The sequence below is a fragment of the Oscillochloris sp. ZM17-4 genome (assembly GCF_019599295.1).
Classification (GTDB): domain Bacteria; phylum Chloroflexota; class Chloroflexia; order Chloroflexales; family Chloroflexaceae; genus Oscillochloris.
This window is the reverse complement of the sequence record NZ_JAIEWN010000031.1, coordinates 1-16469: the sequence shown is the minus strand read 5'-3', so window position 1 is coordinate 16469 and position 16469 is coordinate 1. Positions and strand designations below refer to the sequence as shown.

Here is a 16469-nt window from a genome sequence, read left to right as displayed (position 1 = left end):
AGCGCGGCGCTGCTGCGCCCCAACGAGAAGAGACTACTATGGCCAAACGAATTGTTATCGACCCGATCACCCGCATCGAGGGCCACCTGCGGATCGAGGTGGAGCTGGGCGAGGACGGAATGGTGCGCGACGCCTACTCGTCGGGCACAATGGTGCGCGGGCTCGAGACGATCATCAACGGGCGCGACCCGCGCGAGGCCTGGGTCTTCGCCCAGCGCGTCTGCGGCGTCTGCACCACCGTCCACGCCTTCGCATCGATCCGCTCGGTCGAGGACGCCCTCGGCATCGTCATCCCGCCGGCGGCCAACCTCATCCGCAACCTGATGATCGCCCAGCAGTACGTCCACGACCACGTGATGCACTTCTACCACCTGCACGCCCTCGACTGGGTGGACGTGGTGAGCTGCCTGAAGGCCGACCCGGCGGCCACCTCGGCGCTCCAGCAGAAGATCTCGCCCTGGCCGAACAGCTCGCCGGGCTACTTCGCCGATGTGCAGAAGAAGATCCAGGCCGTGGTGGACAGCGGCCAGCTCTCGATCTTCGCCAACGCCTACTGGGGCCACCCGGCCTACAAGCTGCCGCCCGAGGTGAACCTGATGGCGGTGGCCCACTACCTTGAGGCGCTCGACTGGCAGGCCCGCGCCACGAAGATCCATATCATCTTCGGCGGCAAGAACCCGCACCCGAACTTCGTCGTCGGCGGCGTGCCCATGCCGATCGACCTGGACAGCGACACCGCGCTGAACGCCGAGCGGCTCTCGATCATCGACGACTCGATCAAAGAGATCCAGGCCTTTGTCGACCAGGTCTACCTGCCTGACGTGCTGGCGATCGCGCCCTTCTACAAGGACTACGCCGGGATCGGCGGCGGGCTGGGCAACTTCCTAACCTGGGGCGAGTTCCCATCGGGAGATATCCGCGACCTGAAAACGCTCATGGTGCCGCGGGTGGCCATCCTCGGCGGCGACCTGAACAACCTGATCGAGCCCGACCCCAACGACGCCAGCATGATGCAGGAGTTTATCGCCCACTCCTGGTACCAGTACCAGGGCGGCGACCAGATCGGCCTACACCCATGGCAGGGCGAGACGACCTTCAACTTCACCGGCCCCGAGGCGCCCTACGAGCAGCTCAACGTCGAGGGCAAGTACTCGTGGCTGAAGGCCCCGCGCTGGAACAACACGCCTATGGAGGTCGGCCCGCTGGCCCGTGTCCTGGCGATGTACGCCACCGGCCACGCCCAGACCAAGGAGCTCGTTGACCTGACCCTAAAGACGCTGGACGCGCCGGCCTCGGCGCTGATCTCGACCCTGGGCCGCACCGCCGCCCGCGCGATCGAGACCAAGGTCTTCAGCGACGCCCTGCGCACGACCTACGACGACCTGGTGACGCGGATCAAGGCCGGCGACACCAAGACATTCAACAGCGAGAAGTGGGAGCCGATCAGCTGGCCGGCGAGCGCCAAGGGCTTCGGCTTCATGGAAGCGCCGCGCGGCGCGCTGGGCCACTGGATCGTGATCGAGAACGGCAAGACCGCCAACTACCAGATGGTCGTGCCGACCACCTGGAACGCCACCCCGCGCGACCCGCAGGGCCAGCTGGGGGCCTACGAGTCCTCGCTGATCGGCACGCCGATGGCGAAGCCCGAGTGGCCGCTGGAGATCCTGCGCACCATCCACTCCTTCGACCCGTGCATGGCCTGCGCCATCCACCTGACCGACGCCGGCGGCGAGGATCTGGGCGATGTCGCGGTGGGGTTGAGCGTGTGTGGGGTATGATGTACGTAAGGGCGCAGGCAGCAGCACCAGATGAGTGCGAGTGGCATAAGTTATAGGTAGCTGCTGCTGCGCCCCTCCAGGAAACGTATGATATGAGCCGTAGCATCGTCCTCGGGCTGGGCAACATCCTGAACCGCGACGAGGGGTTAGGCGTCCATGCGGTGCGCGCCCTGGAGGCGCACCTCGGCCCCGCCGCGGGCGTCGAGGCGCTCGACGGCGGCACGATCGGCCTGGGCCTGCTAAGCATGGTCGAGGAGTGCGAGCACCTGCTCATCCTCGACGCGGCCGACGGCCGACGCGCGCCGGGCACGCTGATCGAGCTGCGCCGCGACGAGATCCCGCTCTACGCCGGGGTAAAGCTCTCGCAGCACCAGATCACCTTCCAGGAGGTGCTCGGCCTGGCCAACATGCGCGGCAGACTGCCGCCAAACCTACACCTGATCGGTGTCCAGCCCGCCGACATGACCCTCGGCCTGGAGCTGAGCCCGACCGTGGCCGCCACGCTGCCCGCCGTGCTATCCCGAGCCAGGGACGTCCTGACCGGCTGGGGCCTGCTGACGGCGTGCGACTGGAGCGACGAGCGTAAGCGGATCGACGTCTGAGAATATTCGGTCAGTGCTACTCCGGCTGCGTAACCTCAAGCTCGGCGAGCTCGCCCATCTCCCTCAGGTACGCGAAGGTCTTCTGTGCCTCTTCCTCATCCACCTTGCTGATGGCAAAGCCCACATGGACGATCACATAGTCGCCGACCTGCACCTCGGGAGTGTAGGCGAGGCAGACCTCCTTGATGATGCCGCCGAAGCTGGCCTTCCCCATTGTCATGCCGAGGGGATTGGGCATGATTTCCACAATTTCGCCGGGAACTCCAAGGCACATGACGTCCTCCACAATCTTTAGAATTGCCCTATCCTATCACCGCGCATCACTGAGGGTGATGCATGTCTGCAACTCCTGGTTGCGCTCAACCTATCTCAGTGACATACGAAAGGCGGAGGAGACACATGGAAATGCCACTCAGCCGCCGGGGCGACATGGCCACGCCCGCCGAGCGTCGCTGGACGGCGGCGCTGCTCGGTATGGGCATCGGGCTGGCCCTGGGGGCAGCCCTGATGCCGGGTGTCTCGCTTGAGCGCGCCCTCTACCTCGCCCTGCACGGCATCTGCGCCCAGACCCATAACCTGGTCGCGGGCGGGTTCCAGCTGCCGCTCTGCGCGCGAGACAGCGGCATGTACCTGAGCTACCTGGCGACTCTGGGGGTGGTGGCGGCGCGCGGGCGCTGGCGCGCGGGCCGCCTGCCGCCGCTGCGGGTCAGCCTGTCCATCCTGGGCATGTTCCTGCTGATGGCCGCCGATGGGCTGAACTCAACCCTGGCCGAGATGGGGCTGTCCCACGCCTACGAGCCGCGCAACGACCTGCGACTGCTCACTGGGATGGGAGCGGGGGTCGGGCTGGCTCTAGTGGTGCTGCTGGTGCTGAACACGGCCCTGCGCCGCGATGTGGAGGATGACACGCGGGCGCTGGGCGGCTGGCGCGATCTGGGGGTGGTGCTGGCCATCGATGCGCTGATCGTGGGGGCGCTGGCGCTCGATACGCCACTCCTCTCCGTGCCCCTGGCCCTGCTGGTGACAGTCGGGGTGGTCGGCAACCTCGCCGTCGTAATGATGCTCATCCCTAGCCTGGCCCTCGGCCTGGGCGGGCGAGTCACCCGCATGAGCCAGCTGGCTCACCCGGCGGCCATCGGCCTGATCCTCGCGATCACCTTCCTGATCGCCCTGGCCCGCTACCGGCTCTGGCTTGAGCTGGGCGGCTACCTGCCGCCGCTGATGGTGCCGTAGGGACGGCGAAGGGACGCAGCGTGCTGCGTCCCTTCGCCGTCTCTACGACATGGTTGTCCCTACGCGGTGGCGATATCTGCGCTGGCGGTGGCCTCCTCGTGGGCGTGATCCTCCTGGTGCGCGGTGGCGGGGTGCGCCGGGCGCAGCAGCTTGCTCTCCAGGTGGGTCATCGCCACGATCCCGAGCAGCTGCACCGCCGCGAAGGGTGCGATCGCGAGGAAATAGCCCAGAGAGAACTTGGCGATCAGGCCCGTCTGCACCAGGCCGAGGTGGACGAAGAACATCCCGAAGACGAACAGGGCCACTGCCGGACAGATCAGGGCGAAGCTGCCGGAGCTGCGACCCTTGCCCCAGAGGTAGGTGCGAAAGTAGCCCACCTGGCGCAGCACGGCGTAGCCGATTAGGCCGATCAGCAGCTGGAGGCTGACGATACCGCCAGTCAGCATGAACATGCTGGCCGGCTCGGTGTGAGCCTCGAAGCCGCTATGCAGCCCGTGGGTGATCCGCACCATGGCGATGCCGGCAAGCGTCAGGATCGGGATCAGCGTCCAGAGGCTCGACCCGGCCTCGACGGACAGGCCGTGCTCGAGCATGCCCCGGAAGCCAAGCACGAGGAGAACCATCCCCATCAGCGCCGCAGCGCCGAGGAAGAACAGCGCGCCGAGGATGCTCACCGCGATGGTGGCCCGCACCGTGCTCATCGCCGCCGGCGCGGCCAGGCCCACCGCAACCATGGTGAAGGTCATCACGGCCAGCAGCTGGCTGAGGTTGTTGTTGCGCGTGCAGTCAAAGTGGCCGGTGGCCAGGGCGCGCCCGAAAATATTGAGAAAGGTATACATGGCCAGGGCGCCAACGCCGAAGAGTGCGGTGAGCGAGATCGGGAAGAGGTACTCGACGATGCTCCACAGACCAGGCACGAAGACGGCGCCCAGGACGAAGATCACATTGACCGTCATCCCCAGAGTCAGCGGCAGGCTCATCAGGCCAATGGCCGCGTTGGTCTCGCGCAGCGAGAGGTAGGCAGATGTCTGCTTGTAGTGGCTGTACTCGCGGAGATTCCAGAGCAGGAGCCGGATGTGTCGCACGGCAAAGAAGATGATCATCGCCATAGCGACGATGGTGAGCGATTGCGCGAGCGCTGAGCTACCGCTCATAAAGGCGGCGATCCCATCAAAGGTAATGATCGGCGTCTTCGGGTGCGGAATCAGGAAGTTGAGCCAGATGAAGAAGGCGACGGCCATGCCACCGTTGCCGAGGGCGGCGAGAAAATAGAGCGGGTTGTAGCGCGTCCCCAGATTCTGGCGCAGTCCAAACCAGCGTGTCGCAAAGCCGAGCATACAGTGTCTCTCCTCTGTGCAATGGTCACTTAAACCCTTCGCACATCAGATGCACCATATCTGACAGGAGTTACACAGTATTTTGGTTGTCTCTTGGGTAAATCGACTATTTCAACCAAAATAGAGCCTGGGCACGACCAGGGATTTGCCCCTATCGCACCCAGGCTCTATCTGCGCCCCCGCCCGCGGCATCATGCCCGCTTGCTGTGGTTCACCGCCTTGAGGATCTTCAGGTTGAGCACGATGAACCGCCAGAGCTGGAAGGGCTTGAATCCCATCCAGAAACGATCTTTCTCAGTGATCTGCATTGGTGCGCCTCTTTCTCGCTACTCGGGGATAATCGTCCAGCCTGGGCGAGCCCTAAACTTGTGCATGAAGGTCTCGTGGACCATGCGCTTCATCCATGCGCCGCTCGTGCCCAGCTCCATATGGGTGATGGAGGGGTCGCGCCCGTCACTGTGGGGGAATCGGCGATAGTCGGGGACCACCGGGTGCATGAAGATCGTCGCCGCCTCGCCGTCCCAGAGCGAGTCGCCCATTGAGGCCACACATGCGGCGAACATCTCAGTCATGCGCTCGCGGTGATGCATCGCCCCGCTCGTCACCAGGTCGGCGATGTTGAAGGCGGTGATGCGACCGATCACGCCAGCGATCATGCCGGTGCGCGGCGGGGCGGCGCTGATCGAGGTGCCATTCTTGGTGACGTGGGGGGTCGAGATTGGCCCGGGCGGCGCGAAGGCGATCCCCGCCGCGAAGATGCTCGGGTAGCTCGGGTTCTGATAGGTGGCGGGCCAGGCCTCTGGGTTGCCCCGTAGGGTCGGGTAGTCCAGCCCATAGATCGCATCCACCTTCACCAGCCCGGCCGGAGTGACGACCTTGTCGGCGACATCCTCGCCACCCTTGCCGATGTACTTGATCGACTGGCCCGTGAATTGCGGGATGAGCATGGCGAAGTCGTAGCTGGTCTCGCCATAGTTGCCGGCGTAGTCCTCCCAGTGGATCTGCGTATCGTCGACCTTATGCACGCCGCGCTGGACGAGCGACGTGATCCCGTACTCCTTGTAGACCGCGCCGATAAACTCCTCGCTCGTGGTGAGCTTCCCCTTGAAGCGAGCGCGCAGCCCGCCCACGCCGAAGTCGCCGAGGGCGGGCTCGTTCGAGAGGTACACCAGATCGACCCGGTCGCGCAGACGACGCTTGACCAGATCCTTGTGAATATTGGAGATGTACTCCAGGGCGGCACCCTGGCAGGTGGCGCCGGGGTGGCCGGTGCCGATCACAAAGCGCTGCCGCTCGCCCTTCTCCAGCCGGCGCACGTGCTCTAGGTAGCGATCGCGGGCTTCAATAGCGTGGTCGAGGGTGCAGATCGAGGTGGTGTGGCCCGCAGACGGGCCGAGCCCCGGCGTAGCGGCAAAGTTCAGCTTCGGGCCAGTGGCGATCAGCAGGTAGTCATAGTCGAGCCGCTCGGGGCCGCCGCCGCTCTGGCGGCTCACCATCACATAGCGGTCGTCCGGGTGTACCTCGGTGACAGAGCCGTGGACAAAGCCAACATGCATCCGGTCATACACCGGCCTGAGCGGAATAGTGGTCTTCCCCGGGGCCATCGTCCCAACACCAACCCAGACCCACGAGGGCACGAAGCCGAAGTAGTCGTAGCGATTGACAACGGTGACCGTGTGCTCTCGCCCGATCTTCGATCCCAGGTAGAGGGCAGCGGTATGACCGGCGAACCCTGCGCCGATGATCACGACTCGAGCCATGGACACCTCCTTGTGCCAACACAACATGCGCATGCTGATGCTATGCGCTAGCTATGTGATGCTGGCCACGGTGGACAGGTTACAGGTTATTCGCCGCGAGCGTGGCGCGGGCGAGCTGGCGCACACCTCCACCGGGGCTCCATAGGATCTCCACCATCGGCTGGTACTGTGAGAGTGGACAATCACTCACGACACACGAAGACCCATTAAGGAGATCGCTATGCGACGCGCAATAATTATTTCTTCTCTGGCGCTGGGCCTGGCCCTTAGTGCCTGCGCCGCCCCCGCCAGCACGACGACGAGCGCAGCACCAGTAGCCCCGGTAGCCGCCGCCAGCCAGCAGAGCGCCCCCGCTGGGGCGGGCATGGGCCAGGGCACCCAGGGCCAAGGCACCCAGAGCCAGGGCACCCAGGGCAACACAAACCAGAGCGCGCAGGGCCAAGGCACCCAGGGCCAGGGCACCCAGGGCAACACAAACCAGAGCGCGCAGGGCCAAGGCACCCAGGGCCAGGGCACCCAGGGCAACACAAACCAGAGCGCGCAGGGCCAGGGCACCCAGGGCCAGGGCACCCAGGGCCAGGGTAACCAGGGCCAGGGTAACCAGGGCCAGGGTAACCAGGGCCAGGGTAACCAGGGCCAGGGTAACCAGGGCCAGGGCGGCCCGCCAACGGCCCCAGTGGTGATCGCACCATCCAACCTGCCCGAGACGCCCTGCCTGATCTGTGAGACAGACATGAGCCAGTACAGCGGCCCGCTCAGCGCGGACGAGATTAACGGCCTGCTGCTCGCGCTCAACGACGAGTACCACGCCTGGGCCGTGTACGACCAGGTGATCAGCGACTTCGGCGATGTGCGGCCCTTCGCCAGCATCATCGAGTCCGAGGCAGGCCACATCAGCAGCCTGGAGACGCTGTTCAACGTCTACGGACTGCCGCTGCCCGCAGAGAACCCCTGGGTCGGGCAGGCACCCAGCTTCACCAGCGTCAGCGAGGCCTGCGCGGCCGGCGTGGACGCCGAGATCGTCAACGCCGACCTGTACACGCGGCTCTTCGTCAGCACCGACCGCGCCGACATCGTGCGAGTGTACGAGCAGCTTCAGGCGGCCTCACTCGACAAGCACCTGACGGCCTTCCAGCGCTGCTCCTGAACCCATTGCAGATTGTAGATTGCAGATTGCAGATTTGTTCGCTGCCTACAATCTACAATCTGCAATCTGCAATCTGCAATCAAGGAACCCCCGATGTCCTGGCTCAACGCGATGATCGACCGCCTGCGCTACCGCAGCGCCCCGCCGCCCGAGGATCGTAGCCGCATGCGGGCGGTGGCCAACAACATCGTCCTGCACCTGCACCCCACCCGCGTCCCGGCGCCCGCCCTGCGCTTCAGCCGCACCTGGGGGCTTGGCGGCATCTCGGCGCTGCTGTCGGTGCTGCTGATCATCACCGGCGTGCTGCTGATGTTCCGCTACGACGCCAGCATCGAGCGGGCCTACCCGGCCGTGCAGGCCATGGAGACAGTCATCCCCTTCGGGTCGCTGCTGCGCGGCATCCACCACTGGGCCGGCAACCTGCTCATGATCACCGTCGTGCTGCACATGGTCCGGGTCTTCGCCGCCGGCGGGTTCCGCGGCGAGCGCCGTATGAACTGGGTGGTCGGCCTGGGCATGCTCGTGCTGGTGCTGACCTTTAACTTCACCGGCTACCTGCTGCCCTGGGACCAGCTGGCCTTCTGGGCAATCACCGTCGGCACCGGCCTGCTGACCTACGTGCCCCTGGTGGGCCAAATGGTCAGCGACTTTCTGCTCGGCGGCCCGGAGGTGGGCCAGTCCGCCCTGCGCAACTTCTACGCCCTACACGTCGCCCTGCTGCCAGTGGTGCTGATCTTTGGCCTCTCCTACCACTTCTGGCGCGTCCGCAAGGACGGTGGCGTGACCATCCCGCCCCAGAGCGAGCAGGTGGTCAGGCTGACCACTATCCCGCACCTTGTCACCGCCGAGCTGGGCGTGGCGCTGATCACGCTGGCCGGGCTGCTGATCTTTGCCATGGCCGTGCCTGCGCCGCTGGAGGCGCTGGCCAACGCGGCGCACCCGCCGAACCCGGCCAAGGCAGCCTGGTACTTTCTCGGCGTGCAGGAGCTGCTGCTGCACATGCACCCGCTCGCCGCCCTGGCCCTGGCTGCGATCGGCCTGCTCGGCCTGGCCGTCCTGCCCCTCTGGGACCGCGACTCGTCCGATGAGGGGGTCTACTTCCGCTCGCCCACCGGTCGTATGGCCGGGTTGCTTGGTGCCGCTCTCGCCATCGTGCTGACGCCGCTGCTGGTGCTGGTCGACGAGCTCTGGCTAGATCTGCCGGCCCTGCTGGCGCCCACCTCGACCCTGATATCGAACGGGCTGCTGCCGCTGCTGCTCACCCTGGGCGGGCTCGCGGGGATCTACGCGGGGCTGCGGCGCGGGCTGCGCGCCCGCCACAGCGAGGCGCTCGTCGGCCTGTTCAGCTTTGTGATGGTCGCGCTCGTCGTGCTCACGGCGGTGGGGATCTGGTTCCGCGGGCCGAACATGGCGCTGGTGTGGCCGTTCTGATTGCAGATTGTAGATTGTAGATTGCAGATTGCCGGACTCCGGCAATCTGCAATCTGCAATCTGTGTTGGCAAAGAGGTGAGGTAGGCTTTGGCGAAAAATACACCACAACCGAAGCAGAATGAGGCAGTCAGCCGGCGTGACTTCCTAGCGCTGGGGGCGGGCGCGCTCGGGCTCATCGGCCTGCTGCAGACGGGAGGCATGGCCCTCCAGTTCCTCGCCCCGCGCCGGGTCGATGGTGAGTTCGGCGGGGTGGTCGCGGTCGGCCCGGCCGAGAGCTTCCCGCCCGGCTCGGTGACGGAGTTCCCCGACGGGCGCTTCTTCCTGGCCCGCGCGGCCGACGGCGGCTTCCTGGCCGTCTCACGTCGCTGCACCCACCTGGGCTGCGCGGTCAGCTGGCACGCCGCCGACGGGCAGTTCGCCTGCCCCTGTCACGGGTCGCACTTCGACCTGATCGGCGATGTGCAGAACCCGCCGGCCCCGCGTGCCCTCGACACCTACCCGATCACGGTGAGCGACGGCGCGCTGATGGTGGACACCGCAAAGGCCCAGCAGCGCGACAGCTTCGCGCCCGAGCAGCTGGTCTATGTTTAATTGCAGATTGCAGATTTGAAGCAATCTGCAATCTGCAATTCCGTTGGGGGCACCGATTATGAGACGCTACCTTGGGGCGGGGTTTGTCGCCCTGCTCGTGATGATCATCGCCCTGGCGATCTACGGATCCCGCGAGGGTCAGCGCATGGCCCTGGCCCAAGAGGATCTGCGCACCGACGCGCTGGGCGACGCGTCGGCGATCTATGTGGAGTACTGCGCCACATGCCACGGCGCGGCGGGTGAGGGCATCGGCGCGACCCCGCCCCTCGCGAGCGATGGGCTGCGCACGATGGACTACGACACGCTCTTTAAGACGATCGCCCGCGGGCGCTACGGTACGGCGATGGTCGGCTGGCACAGCGATGAAGGCGGCATGCTCAACGACTACCAGATCGACCAGCTGGTGGCCCTGGTGCGCTACGTGGACTGGCCGCAGGTGCGTGAGCTCGCCGCGCAGCGCGGGCTGATCCCGGCCACCCTGGCGGCCCCGGCGGTCGAGCCAGGCCAGATCGATGTCATCAACGCCCTCGGCCCCGAAGGGGCCACATGGAGCGCCGGATTCACTATCTTCGCCGAGAACTGCACCGCCTGCCACGGCGTGAGCGGCGGTGGATCATCCCTCGGCGTGGCCCTGAACACGCCCGAACTGAGGGCTAAGGATGCCGAAACCCTGGCGCGCACGATCACCGAGGGCGTGCCCGGCACGATGATGGCCCCCTGGGGCAAGACCCTCGACCCAGACCAGATCACCTCGGTCGTAGCATTTCTCCAGCACTGGGACGAGATCTCAGCGGCGGGGGTCGCCCTTACCGCGCCCGTGCCCGTGCAGATCGACCTGGGCGACGCGCAGGCGGTGCTAGCCCTCGGCGAGCGACTATTCACCTCCACCTGCACCTCATGCCACGGCGAGGCGGGCTCCGGCGGGATCGGGCCGGCGATCAACAGCCAGCAGTTCCTCAGCCGCAAAGATGACGCGGCGATCACGCTGGCGATTGTCCAGGGCGGCCAGCGCCCCGGCTCGGCCATGCCGGCCTTCGGCGACCGGCTGACCAGCGTGGAGATCGGCGCTATCGTCACGTATATTCGCTCGCTTGAGGCGACGGCTCCGAATGTGGCAAATCCGCGCGGTACTGAGCAGGGCGGCGGGGGGCCGCCGTGGATGCGGGCGACCCCGACGCCCGACCCGAGCGGTGCGTCGGCTCCTGAGAGCAGCAGCAGTGGGAGGGGGGGAGGCCCACCTCCCTGGGCTGGCGGCGGAAAGTAGCGATCATCAGAGCGACGATGACCAGGATCGCTCACAGATGCGCCAGATTCACGCATGGACACAGCACCATCGCTAGCGCTATCAGTGGCAATCATCGCTGATACTGGCTCAGGAGCACAGATCAGGCTCGTAATAAGATCCTTATTATCTGCCTGATCTGTGCTTTTTCCGGTTGGTGCTGCGGAATCTGGTGTACCCGATATGGTCAGCACGGCCCGCTGGTAGCTGCGTCTTCCCGGCGTGGTCATGGTCTCCTGCGTGGTTTGCATATCGAGCGCGTCCGCCACCGTCTGCCAGTGAACGCGCACGGTGACGACGCTGACCTCAGCTGCCTTGGCCAGCTGGTCGACGGTGATCCGCTGTTGTCCGGCGGCGATCAGCTGCTGTCCGGCGGCGATCAGCTGCTGGATGCTGGCCTGCCGTCGCCCGCCGCCGCTGGTCGGCCCTGGCTCTGGGGCGCTGATGGTGGTTGGCGGCAGGCCGGGCAGTGGCATGCTGAACATGAGCGTGATCTGGCTCTCTGGGTGGTCGAAGGGCCGCCCGCGCAGCGCGCACTGGGTCAGCTCGGCCTCGCGCCGCCGCTCTAGCAGGGCGGCCAGGCGGGGGTCAGCAAAGGTCGTCACCTCCACCGCCCAGCTGGTGCCGTCGGTCGCCCGCAGGGTGCGCTCGGCGATGATCATGCGCTCATCGAGCGGGGTTCGGTCATCTGCGAAGAGCGCCCGGCCCTCGCGCAGGATGCCCTCCAGGTTGGGGTGGTAGGCCTGGGCGACGATCACGTCGGCCCCGGCGTACTGGTTGGAGCCGCGCAGCCCGCCGAAGTGGCCGAGCTCCACGCCGGTGTGCCCGCGCGCCTGCAGCGCCTGGCGCAGCTCGTCCTCACAGTCCAGGGTGCAGACCACCAGCGTGCGCCGGCCGGGGCGGATCTGGGCGGCCACCGCGTCGTGCCAGGCCGTCGTGCGGTCGCCGCGCAGCGTGGTCTTGGCCCAGTCGCTGCGGATCACCTGGCGCACGGTGCCGGGGATGGGGATGTGCGGCTGGACGGTCTGGATCGGGGTGTGGGGGAAGATCGCTTCCAGCAGGCCGGGGGTGAGGGTGGCGTCGAGCAGCACCTTGGGCTGCTCGGGGCGGGCCAGCTGGGCGATCAGCTGCTCGTGGCGGAGCAGCATGGTCAGCGTGCCGTCCCGTAGCTCTAGCCGGCTGGTGAAGGTGCGTCCCATCAGCAGGATGCGGGCCTCGTGATCCAGCTGGTTCAGCAGGGTCGGCAGGTGGGCCGGCGGCAGCGCCTGGTAGTCGGCCAGGGTCGCGCCGGTGGGCAGCCCGGGGAGCATGGCCTGGTCTTCTGCGGGGGGCAGGGCGGCGATGGCGCGCCGGAGGGTGGCGGCGAACGGCTGGCCCTCGCGGCTGGCGGCGGCATCGAGCGCGCTGAGCAGGGTGCTGCCGCGCAGGGCACGCCCGCCGCTGTCGATCAGCAGGCCGCTCAGCCAGCGCAGGATGGCCTGGGCGCTCGACTCATTCGCCCCAGCGCTCATGGCGGCCAGGTCGCGGCTGTCGAGGGTGACGATGCGGGTGAGCTGGGCCGGGTCGAACTCGTCGAGCACCATGATGCCGTTCTGCTCCCACCAGCCGAGGGCCTGGAGCATCGGTTGAGGGGCGAAGTGGTCATTTTCCTCTCTAAACTGGCGCAGGTAGGCGCAGTGGCTGACAAAGGGGCAGCGGCGCAGGCAGAGGGTCTCATGCACCCCATAGCCTTTGGCGCTGAGGGTACTGGCCTCGCGGTGCCGCTGGCAGTTGCCGGGGTTGCGCCCGTGCAGGGCGATGAGGTTTAGCCCCTGCTGGTCGTGCAGCTGATCCTTGCGTGGGGCGGTCCAGCCGATCCGCCCGGCCTCGGGGTCTTCGCGTAGCCATAGCTTCAGGCCAGCGGTGGTGCCGTGGCCCTTGCCGACGCCGGGCGGGTGGGCGAGCACCAGGAAGCCGCTGCCGGCGGCGGCGTGGTCGTGGACCTGCTGGGGGATGGAGTCGCGGGCCTCGGCGAGGGTGGTGGCCGCCGGGGCGTCTAGCATCGGCGCTGCGGCGATCGGGCGCGGTCGGGCGCGGTGGCGCGGGTAGGCGCAGGCCTCGGGCAGCTTGGCGGTGCGCAGCAGGGTGCGCGGCAGGCTGGCGTGGTAGTCGGCGAGGCTGGGCGCGGCGCTGAGCAGCCGCTCCAGCTCGATCGGGCGGTGGGTGAGCAGGAAGGCGTCCAGGTCGGCCTTGTCGGCGTCGGCGGCCAGGGGCAGGCGCAGCACGCGCACCTGCAGGCCGTCCTCGGCCATGCGCAGGCCGTGGCGGATACTATAGATCTCCTCGGGGGCCAGCTGGGTGTGGCCGTCCTTGGTCGGTCGGGGCTGGCTGTCGTAGGCCAAGATGACGGTGGTGACGCCGCGCGCCCGCAGCTGAGCGCCCCACTCGGGCCGCCAGTAGCTCAGGCCGGGGTGGGCGATGGCCGGCGCGCTGAGGTGGTCGGCGCGGTAGGCCTGGTTGACCGCCAGGGCCTTCAGCTCGCCCTCGGTGATGATCACGGTGTCGCTGCCGTCGAGGCTGTCCCATCCGAAGGGTGCGGTGGCTCCGCGCTCGCTGTAGCCGCCGGGCAGCGAGCGGTAGCCTTTGCCGGGGAAGGATCGGGTGCGCAGGTCGACGATCTGGCCATCGGCCATGTAGGGCAGCAGGATGGCTCCGCGCAGGTTGGGGTGGGCCTGGAGGACGCCGTTGGAGCGGGTGAGTACGCCGGCAGCCTCGGCGTAGGCCAGCAGCTCGGGGTGCTCGCGGCGCAGAAAGTCGGGCAGGGCATCGGGGTCGCGCAGGGTGATGCCGAGCAGGGCGGCGCCGATCGTCGTGTCGGCGAGGCCACGCTGGCGCAGGTAGTCCAGCGGCTCGGGGTTGTGCGCTTCCCAGAGCTTGGTATACGCCCAGAGCGCTACGGCGGCGTACAGCTCGCGGTAGCGGGCGACGTGGGCCGGGTTGGCCGACGGGGTGGCCCGCTGCGGCGCTCGTTTGGGCTGCGGCGGCAGGCTGGGCTGGGGCCGGTCGCCGGCGAGGGCGTCGAGCCAGCCGCTGGCGTTGCACTGGCGGCACCAGTAGCGGTTCTGAGCGGGCCAGACCCGGAAGCGGTCGCTGCGGTGGTCGCCGCCGCAGAAGGGGCATGCGCCGGCGTACTCCTGCTTGGCGCGGCTGGCCAGGTGGAGCGGCGGGATGCCGGTGAGCTGGACTGGAGTAGTCATAGTGGCCCTGTCACGCGGCCGAGGAGAGAAAAAGGATAAAAACCTTCTCTCCACTGCTCAAAAAACTCTTGACAGAATTGAGCACGGCTGCTAGGATATAGTCAGAATGGAGACAGCGAAAAGCTGGCTTCGTCAAACGCGTTGGACTTGTAATGGCTCTCGACCACTTGCTTGCAGGCTTGTGGGGTCGGGGGCCTAGTGCATGTCCTCGGCGTTCGGAAGCAATCCGTCTGCGCGCGATATTCCAGTTAGGCGAGCGCCCTGGGGGGCGCGGATCGATCAGATACGAGCGATACCTCATGATGATCGTCGGGGACACCCCCGGCGATCATCTGTTTCTATAGCGACTATAGTAGCTTGGCGGGGCGGGGCTGTCAAGGTTTTCATGCGGCGGATTCGATACCTACTGCTCATGTCTTGGCGTTAGGATGCACGGGGAGGCTGCAGGGCGGGTATTTTCGCTACGTGCAATGGTTACAATAATCATCCGCCTCGCGCTTATCACAGCGCTATCCGTCATGCGCAGCGCTCATGGCCTGCGCTAGCAGCGCGAGCGTTCGCGCGTCGGCCTGGTCGATCGCGGCGATCAGCGGTGCGGCGGCATCAGTGCTAGCGAGCAGGGCCGCCGGGGTGTTGCGATAGAGGTCGGCCAGCGCGATCAGCCGATTTAGCGGCGGGATGGACTGCGCGTTCTCGTAGCGCACGATCATCGAGTGGTCGATCCCGATCGCTTGGGCCACCTCGCGCACGGTCAATCTGGCCGCCACCCTGGCCTGGAAGAGGCGCCGCCCAAGATCGTGGATCAGCGCAGCCGAGCGATCATCCATCGAGTCCCTCCAGTTCGGCCTGCTCCACGGCGGGCAGCTCCTGTCCCGTCAGCGACCGGTACTGCGCTTGTATAAACTGGATTGCCGCATCAACCTGGGCGGCCGGCAGGTCGGTGTAGGTGCTAATGCCGAAGCAGGCCCAGTATACTACATTAGGTGAGTTTAGTACACATCACTCATGCAACACCTGGCCATCATCCAGCGTCATAGTGGGCAGCACGGACAACAACGCGGGCGACCGAGGCCCGCTGTAGATACAAGGACACAGCCCAATGAACACCAAGCTCCAGCGCTCGCGCAGCAACAAGATGTTCGCCGGCGTGGCCGCCGGCCTAGCCCAATACTTTGGCGTAGACGCCACCATCGCCCGCCTGGTCTTCGTGCTGCTCTTCTTCATCACCCACGGCGCGATCCTGCCGCTCTACCTCATCCTCTGGGTGATCATGCCGCAGGAGCCGGCCGCCGAGGTGCCACGCTACGACCCCTACACTGGGCAGCCGCTCCAGCAGTAACGGTCGCCGATGCGAGCGCATGCGCGTGGGTGAAGGATCATCGTTAGAAACACCAAGCGCCCGCCCCACGTTGTGGGGCGGGCGCTTGGTTAGTTGTACTGTGCATGGACCTAGGTTCCCAGCGGGTGCCCCGCCAGTAGGATCGGCGCTGCGATGTTTCACGACCCGGTTCGGGATGGGACGGGGTGGTTCCAACGCGCAAGCCACACACAGATTGGTAGCGGCGGCAGGATTCGAACCTGCGACCTTCGGGTTATGAGCCCGACGAGCTGCCACTGCTCCACGCCGCGTCGTACCAAATCATACATTCTGATTGCTGATCACTGCCAGGCCCACCGCAGAACAGTGGGCAGGGAAGCCCTCGACTCTGCGCACCAGTAACCTGCACGTGTCGCCACGCGTCCAGTCCTGGCCGCTTGCCCCGGTAATCTTCCGGGAGTCTTACCCGCCTATAGCGGTGAGAGCACTCATCTTAGGGCGCATTTCCCACTTAGATGCTTTCAGCGGTTCTTGCTTCCGAACATAGCTACGGAGCCTGCAGGACGCCCCACAACTCCTCCACCAGCGGTTCGTCCAACCCGGTCCTCTCGTACTAGGGTCAGCTCCCTGCAATGCTCTAAGCGCTCATAGCGGATAGAGACCGAACTGTCTCACGACGTTCTGAACCCAGCTCGCGTGCCGCTTTAATGGGCGAACAGCCCAACCCTTGGGACCTACTCCAGCCCCAGGATG

General features: G+C 66.4%; 12 protein-coding genes, 1 tRNA gene and 2 rRNA genes. 8 read left to right on the top strand and 7 right to left on the bottom strand.

The genetic code is table 11. The features are described 5' to 3' along the window. Nucleotides 1–38 precede the first annotated feature (38 nt). Both K2Z83_RS19415 and K2Z83_RS19410 read left to right on the top strand, forming a co-directional pair. A complete protein-coding gene (locus K2Z83_RS19415) occupies nucleotides 39–1778 on the top strand; it encodes a nickel-dependent hydrogenase large subunit (protein ID WP_220596842.1) in 1740 nt (579 codons plus the stop codon). A 92-nt stretch (nucleotides 1779–1870) separates the two neighbouring features. Beyond that, nucleotides 1871–2380, top strand: coding sequence for a HyaD/HybD family hydrogenase maturation endopeptidase (locus K2Z83_RS19410; protein WP_220596841.1), 510 nt, complete (start codon nucleotides 1871–1873; stop codon nucleotides 2378–2380). A 16-nt stretch (nucleotides 2381–2396) separates the two neighbouring features. Here the strand turns inward: K2Z83_RS19410 and K2Z83_RS19405 are convergent, their stop codons facing one another. Then, nucleotides 2397–2654, bottom strand: coding sequence for a HypC/HybG/HupF family hydrogenase formation chaperone (locus K2Z83_RS19405; RefSeq protein WP_220596840.1), 258 nt, complete (start codon nucleotides 2652–2654; stop codon nucleotides 2397–2399). A 125-nt stretch (nucleotides 2655–2779) separates the two neighbouring features. Between K2Z83_RS19405 and K2Z83_RS19400 the strand changes: the two genes are divergently transcribed. Then, a complete protein-coding gene (locus tag K2Z83_RS19400; protein WP_220596839.1) occupies nucleotides 2780–3613 on the top strand; it encodes a DUF2085 domain-containing protein in 834 nt (277 codons plus the stop codon). 59 nt (nucleotides 3614–3672) lie between these two features. Here the strand turns inward: K2Z83_RS19400 and K2Z83_RS19395 are convergent, their stop codons facing one another. Then, a complete protein-coding gene (locus K2Z83_RS19395; RefSeq protein ID WP_255604278.1) occupies nucleotides 3673–4950 on the bottom strand; it encodes a hypothetical protein in 1278 nt (425 codons plus the stop codon). A gap of 326 nt (nucleotides 4951–5276) precedes the next feature. Then, nucleotides 5277–6710 (bottom strand): NAD(P)/FAD-dependent oxidoreductase, encoded by a 1434-nt coding sequence (locus K2Z83_RS19390; RefSeq protein ID WP_220596838.1) that lies wholly within the window; start codon nucleotides 6708–6710, stop codon nucleotides 5277–5279. A 220-nt stretch (nucleotides 6711–6930) separates the two neighbouring features. On the opposite strand from K2Z83_RS19390, the gene K2Z83_RS19385 reads away from it, so the two are divergent. From K2Z83_RS19385 to K2Z83_RS30050, 4 genes are all read left to right on the top strand, one after another. Further along, nucleotides 6931–7857 carry a DUF2202 domain-containing protein gene (locus K2Z83_RS19385; protein WP_220596837.1) on the top strand — a complete coding sequence of 309 codons (927 nt, stop codon included), beginning with the start codon at nucleotides 6931–6933 and terminating at the stop codon, nucleotides 7855–7857. Nucleotides 7858–7950: 93 nt separating this feature from the next. Next, nucleotides 7951–9288, top strand: a complete 1338-nt coding sequence (locus K2Z83_RS19380) for a cytochrome b N-terminal domain-containing protein (protein ID WP_220596836.1) — start codon at nucleotides 7951–7953, stop codon at nucleotides 9286–9288. An 88-nt stretch (nucleotides 9289–9376) separates the two neighbouring features. Beyond that, the gene (locus K2Z83_RS19375; protein WP_220596835.1) at nucleotides 9377–9880 is read left to right on the top strand and encodes a ubiquinol-cytochrome c reductase iron-sulfur subunit; all 504 of its coding nucleotides are present in this window, start codon (nucleotides 9377–9379) and stop codon (nucleotides 9878–9880) included. A 58-nt stretch (nucleotides 9881–9938) separates the two neighbouring features. Beyond that, nucleotides 9939–11144: a cytochrome c gene (locus K2Z83_RS30050; RefSeq protein ID WP_370650221.1), complete on the top strand. Its 1206-nt coding sequence runs from the start codon at nucleotides 9939–9941 to the stop codon at nucleotides 11142–11144. 3763 nt (nucleotides 11145–14907) lie between these two features. On the opposite strand, the gene K2Z83_RS19360 is transcribed toward K2Z83_RS30050, so the two are convergent. Beyond that, nucleotides 14908–15225 carry a helix-turn-helix domain-containing protein gene (locus tag K2Z83_RS19360; RefSeq protein ID WP_220596834.1) on the bottom strand — a complete coding sequence of 106 codons (318 nt, stop codon included), beginning with the start codon at nucleotides 15223–15225 and terminating at the stop codon, nucleotides 14908–14910. A gap of 272 nt (nucleotides 15226–15497) precedes the next feature. Between K2Z83_RS19360 and K2Z83_RS19355 the strand changes: the two genes are divergently transcribed. After that, entirely contained in the window at nucleotides 15498–15737 is a 240-nt protein-coding gene (locus K2Z83_RS19355; RefSeq protein WP_220596833.1) for a PspC domain-containing protein, read from the top strand. A 97-nt stretch (nucleotides 15738–15834) separates the two neighbouring features. Here the strand turns inward: K2Z83_RS19355 and rrf are convergent. From rrf to K2Z83_RS19340, 3 genes are all read right to left on the bottom strand, one after another. Continuing rightward, nucleotides 15835–15950, bottom strand: a 5S ribosomal RNA gene (rrf, locus tag K2Z83_RS19350). Nucleotides 15951–15952: 2 nt separating this feature from the next. Then, nucleotides 15953–16027 (bottom strand) — tRNA-Met (locus tag K2Z83_RS19345). Between the two features lie 59 nt (nucleotides 16028–16086). Beyond that, nucleotides 16087–16469 (bottom strand): 23S ribosomal RNA (locus K2Z83_RS19340); the annotation flags it as partial.

Coding starts and splice junctions, on each gene's coding strand:
- K2Z83_RS19415 (WP_220596842.1), top strand. CDS start 39: ATGGCCAAACGAATTGTTATCGACCCGATCACCCGCATCGAGGGCCAC.
- K2Z83_RS19405 (WP_220596840.1), bottom strand. CDS start 2,654: ATGTGCCTTGGAGTTCCCGGCGAAATTGTGGAAATCATGCCCAATCCC.
- K2Z83_RS19355 (WP_220596833.1), top strand. CDS start 15,498: ATGAACACCAAGCTCCAGCGCTCGCGCAGCAACAAGATGTTCGCCGGC.
- K2Z83_RS30050 (WP_370650221.1), top strand. CDS start 9,939: ATGAGACGCTACCTTGGGGCGGGGTTTGTCGCCCTGCTCGTGATGATC.
- K2Z83_RS19410 (WP_220596841.1), top strand. CDS start 1,871: ATGAGCCGTAGCATCGTCCTCGGGCTGGGCAACATCCTGAACCGCGAC.
- K2Z83_RS19400 (WP_220596839.1), top strand. CDS start 2,780: ATGGAAATGCCACTCAGCCGCCGGGGCGACATGGCCACGCCCGCCGAG.
- K2Z83_RS19395 (WP_255604278.1), bottom strand. CDS start 4,950: ATGCTCGGCTTTGCGACACGCTGGTTTGGACTGCGCCAGAATCTGGGG.
- K2Z83_RS19390 (WP_220596838.1), bottom strand. CDS start 6,710: ATGGCTCGAGTCGTGATCATCGGCGCAGGGTTCGCCGGTCATACCGCT.
- K2Z83_RS19360 (WP_220596834.1), bottom strand. CDS start 15,225: ATGGATGATCGCTCGGCTGCGCTGATCCACGATCTTGGGCGGCGCCTC.
- K2Z83_RS19385 (WP_220596837.1), top strand. CDS start 6,931: ATGCGACGCGCAATAATTATTTCTTCTCTGGCGCTGGGCCTGGCCCTT.
- K2Z83_RS19380 (WP_220596836.1), top strand. CDS start 7,951: ATGTCCTGGCTCAACGCGATGATCGACCGCCTGCGCTACCGCAGCGCC.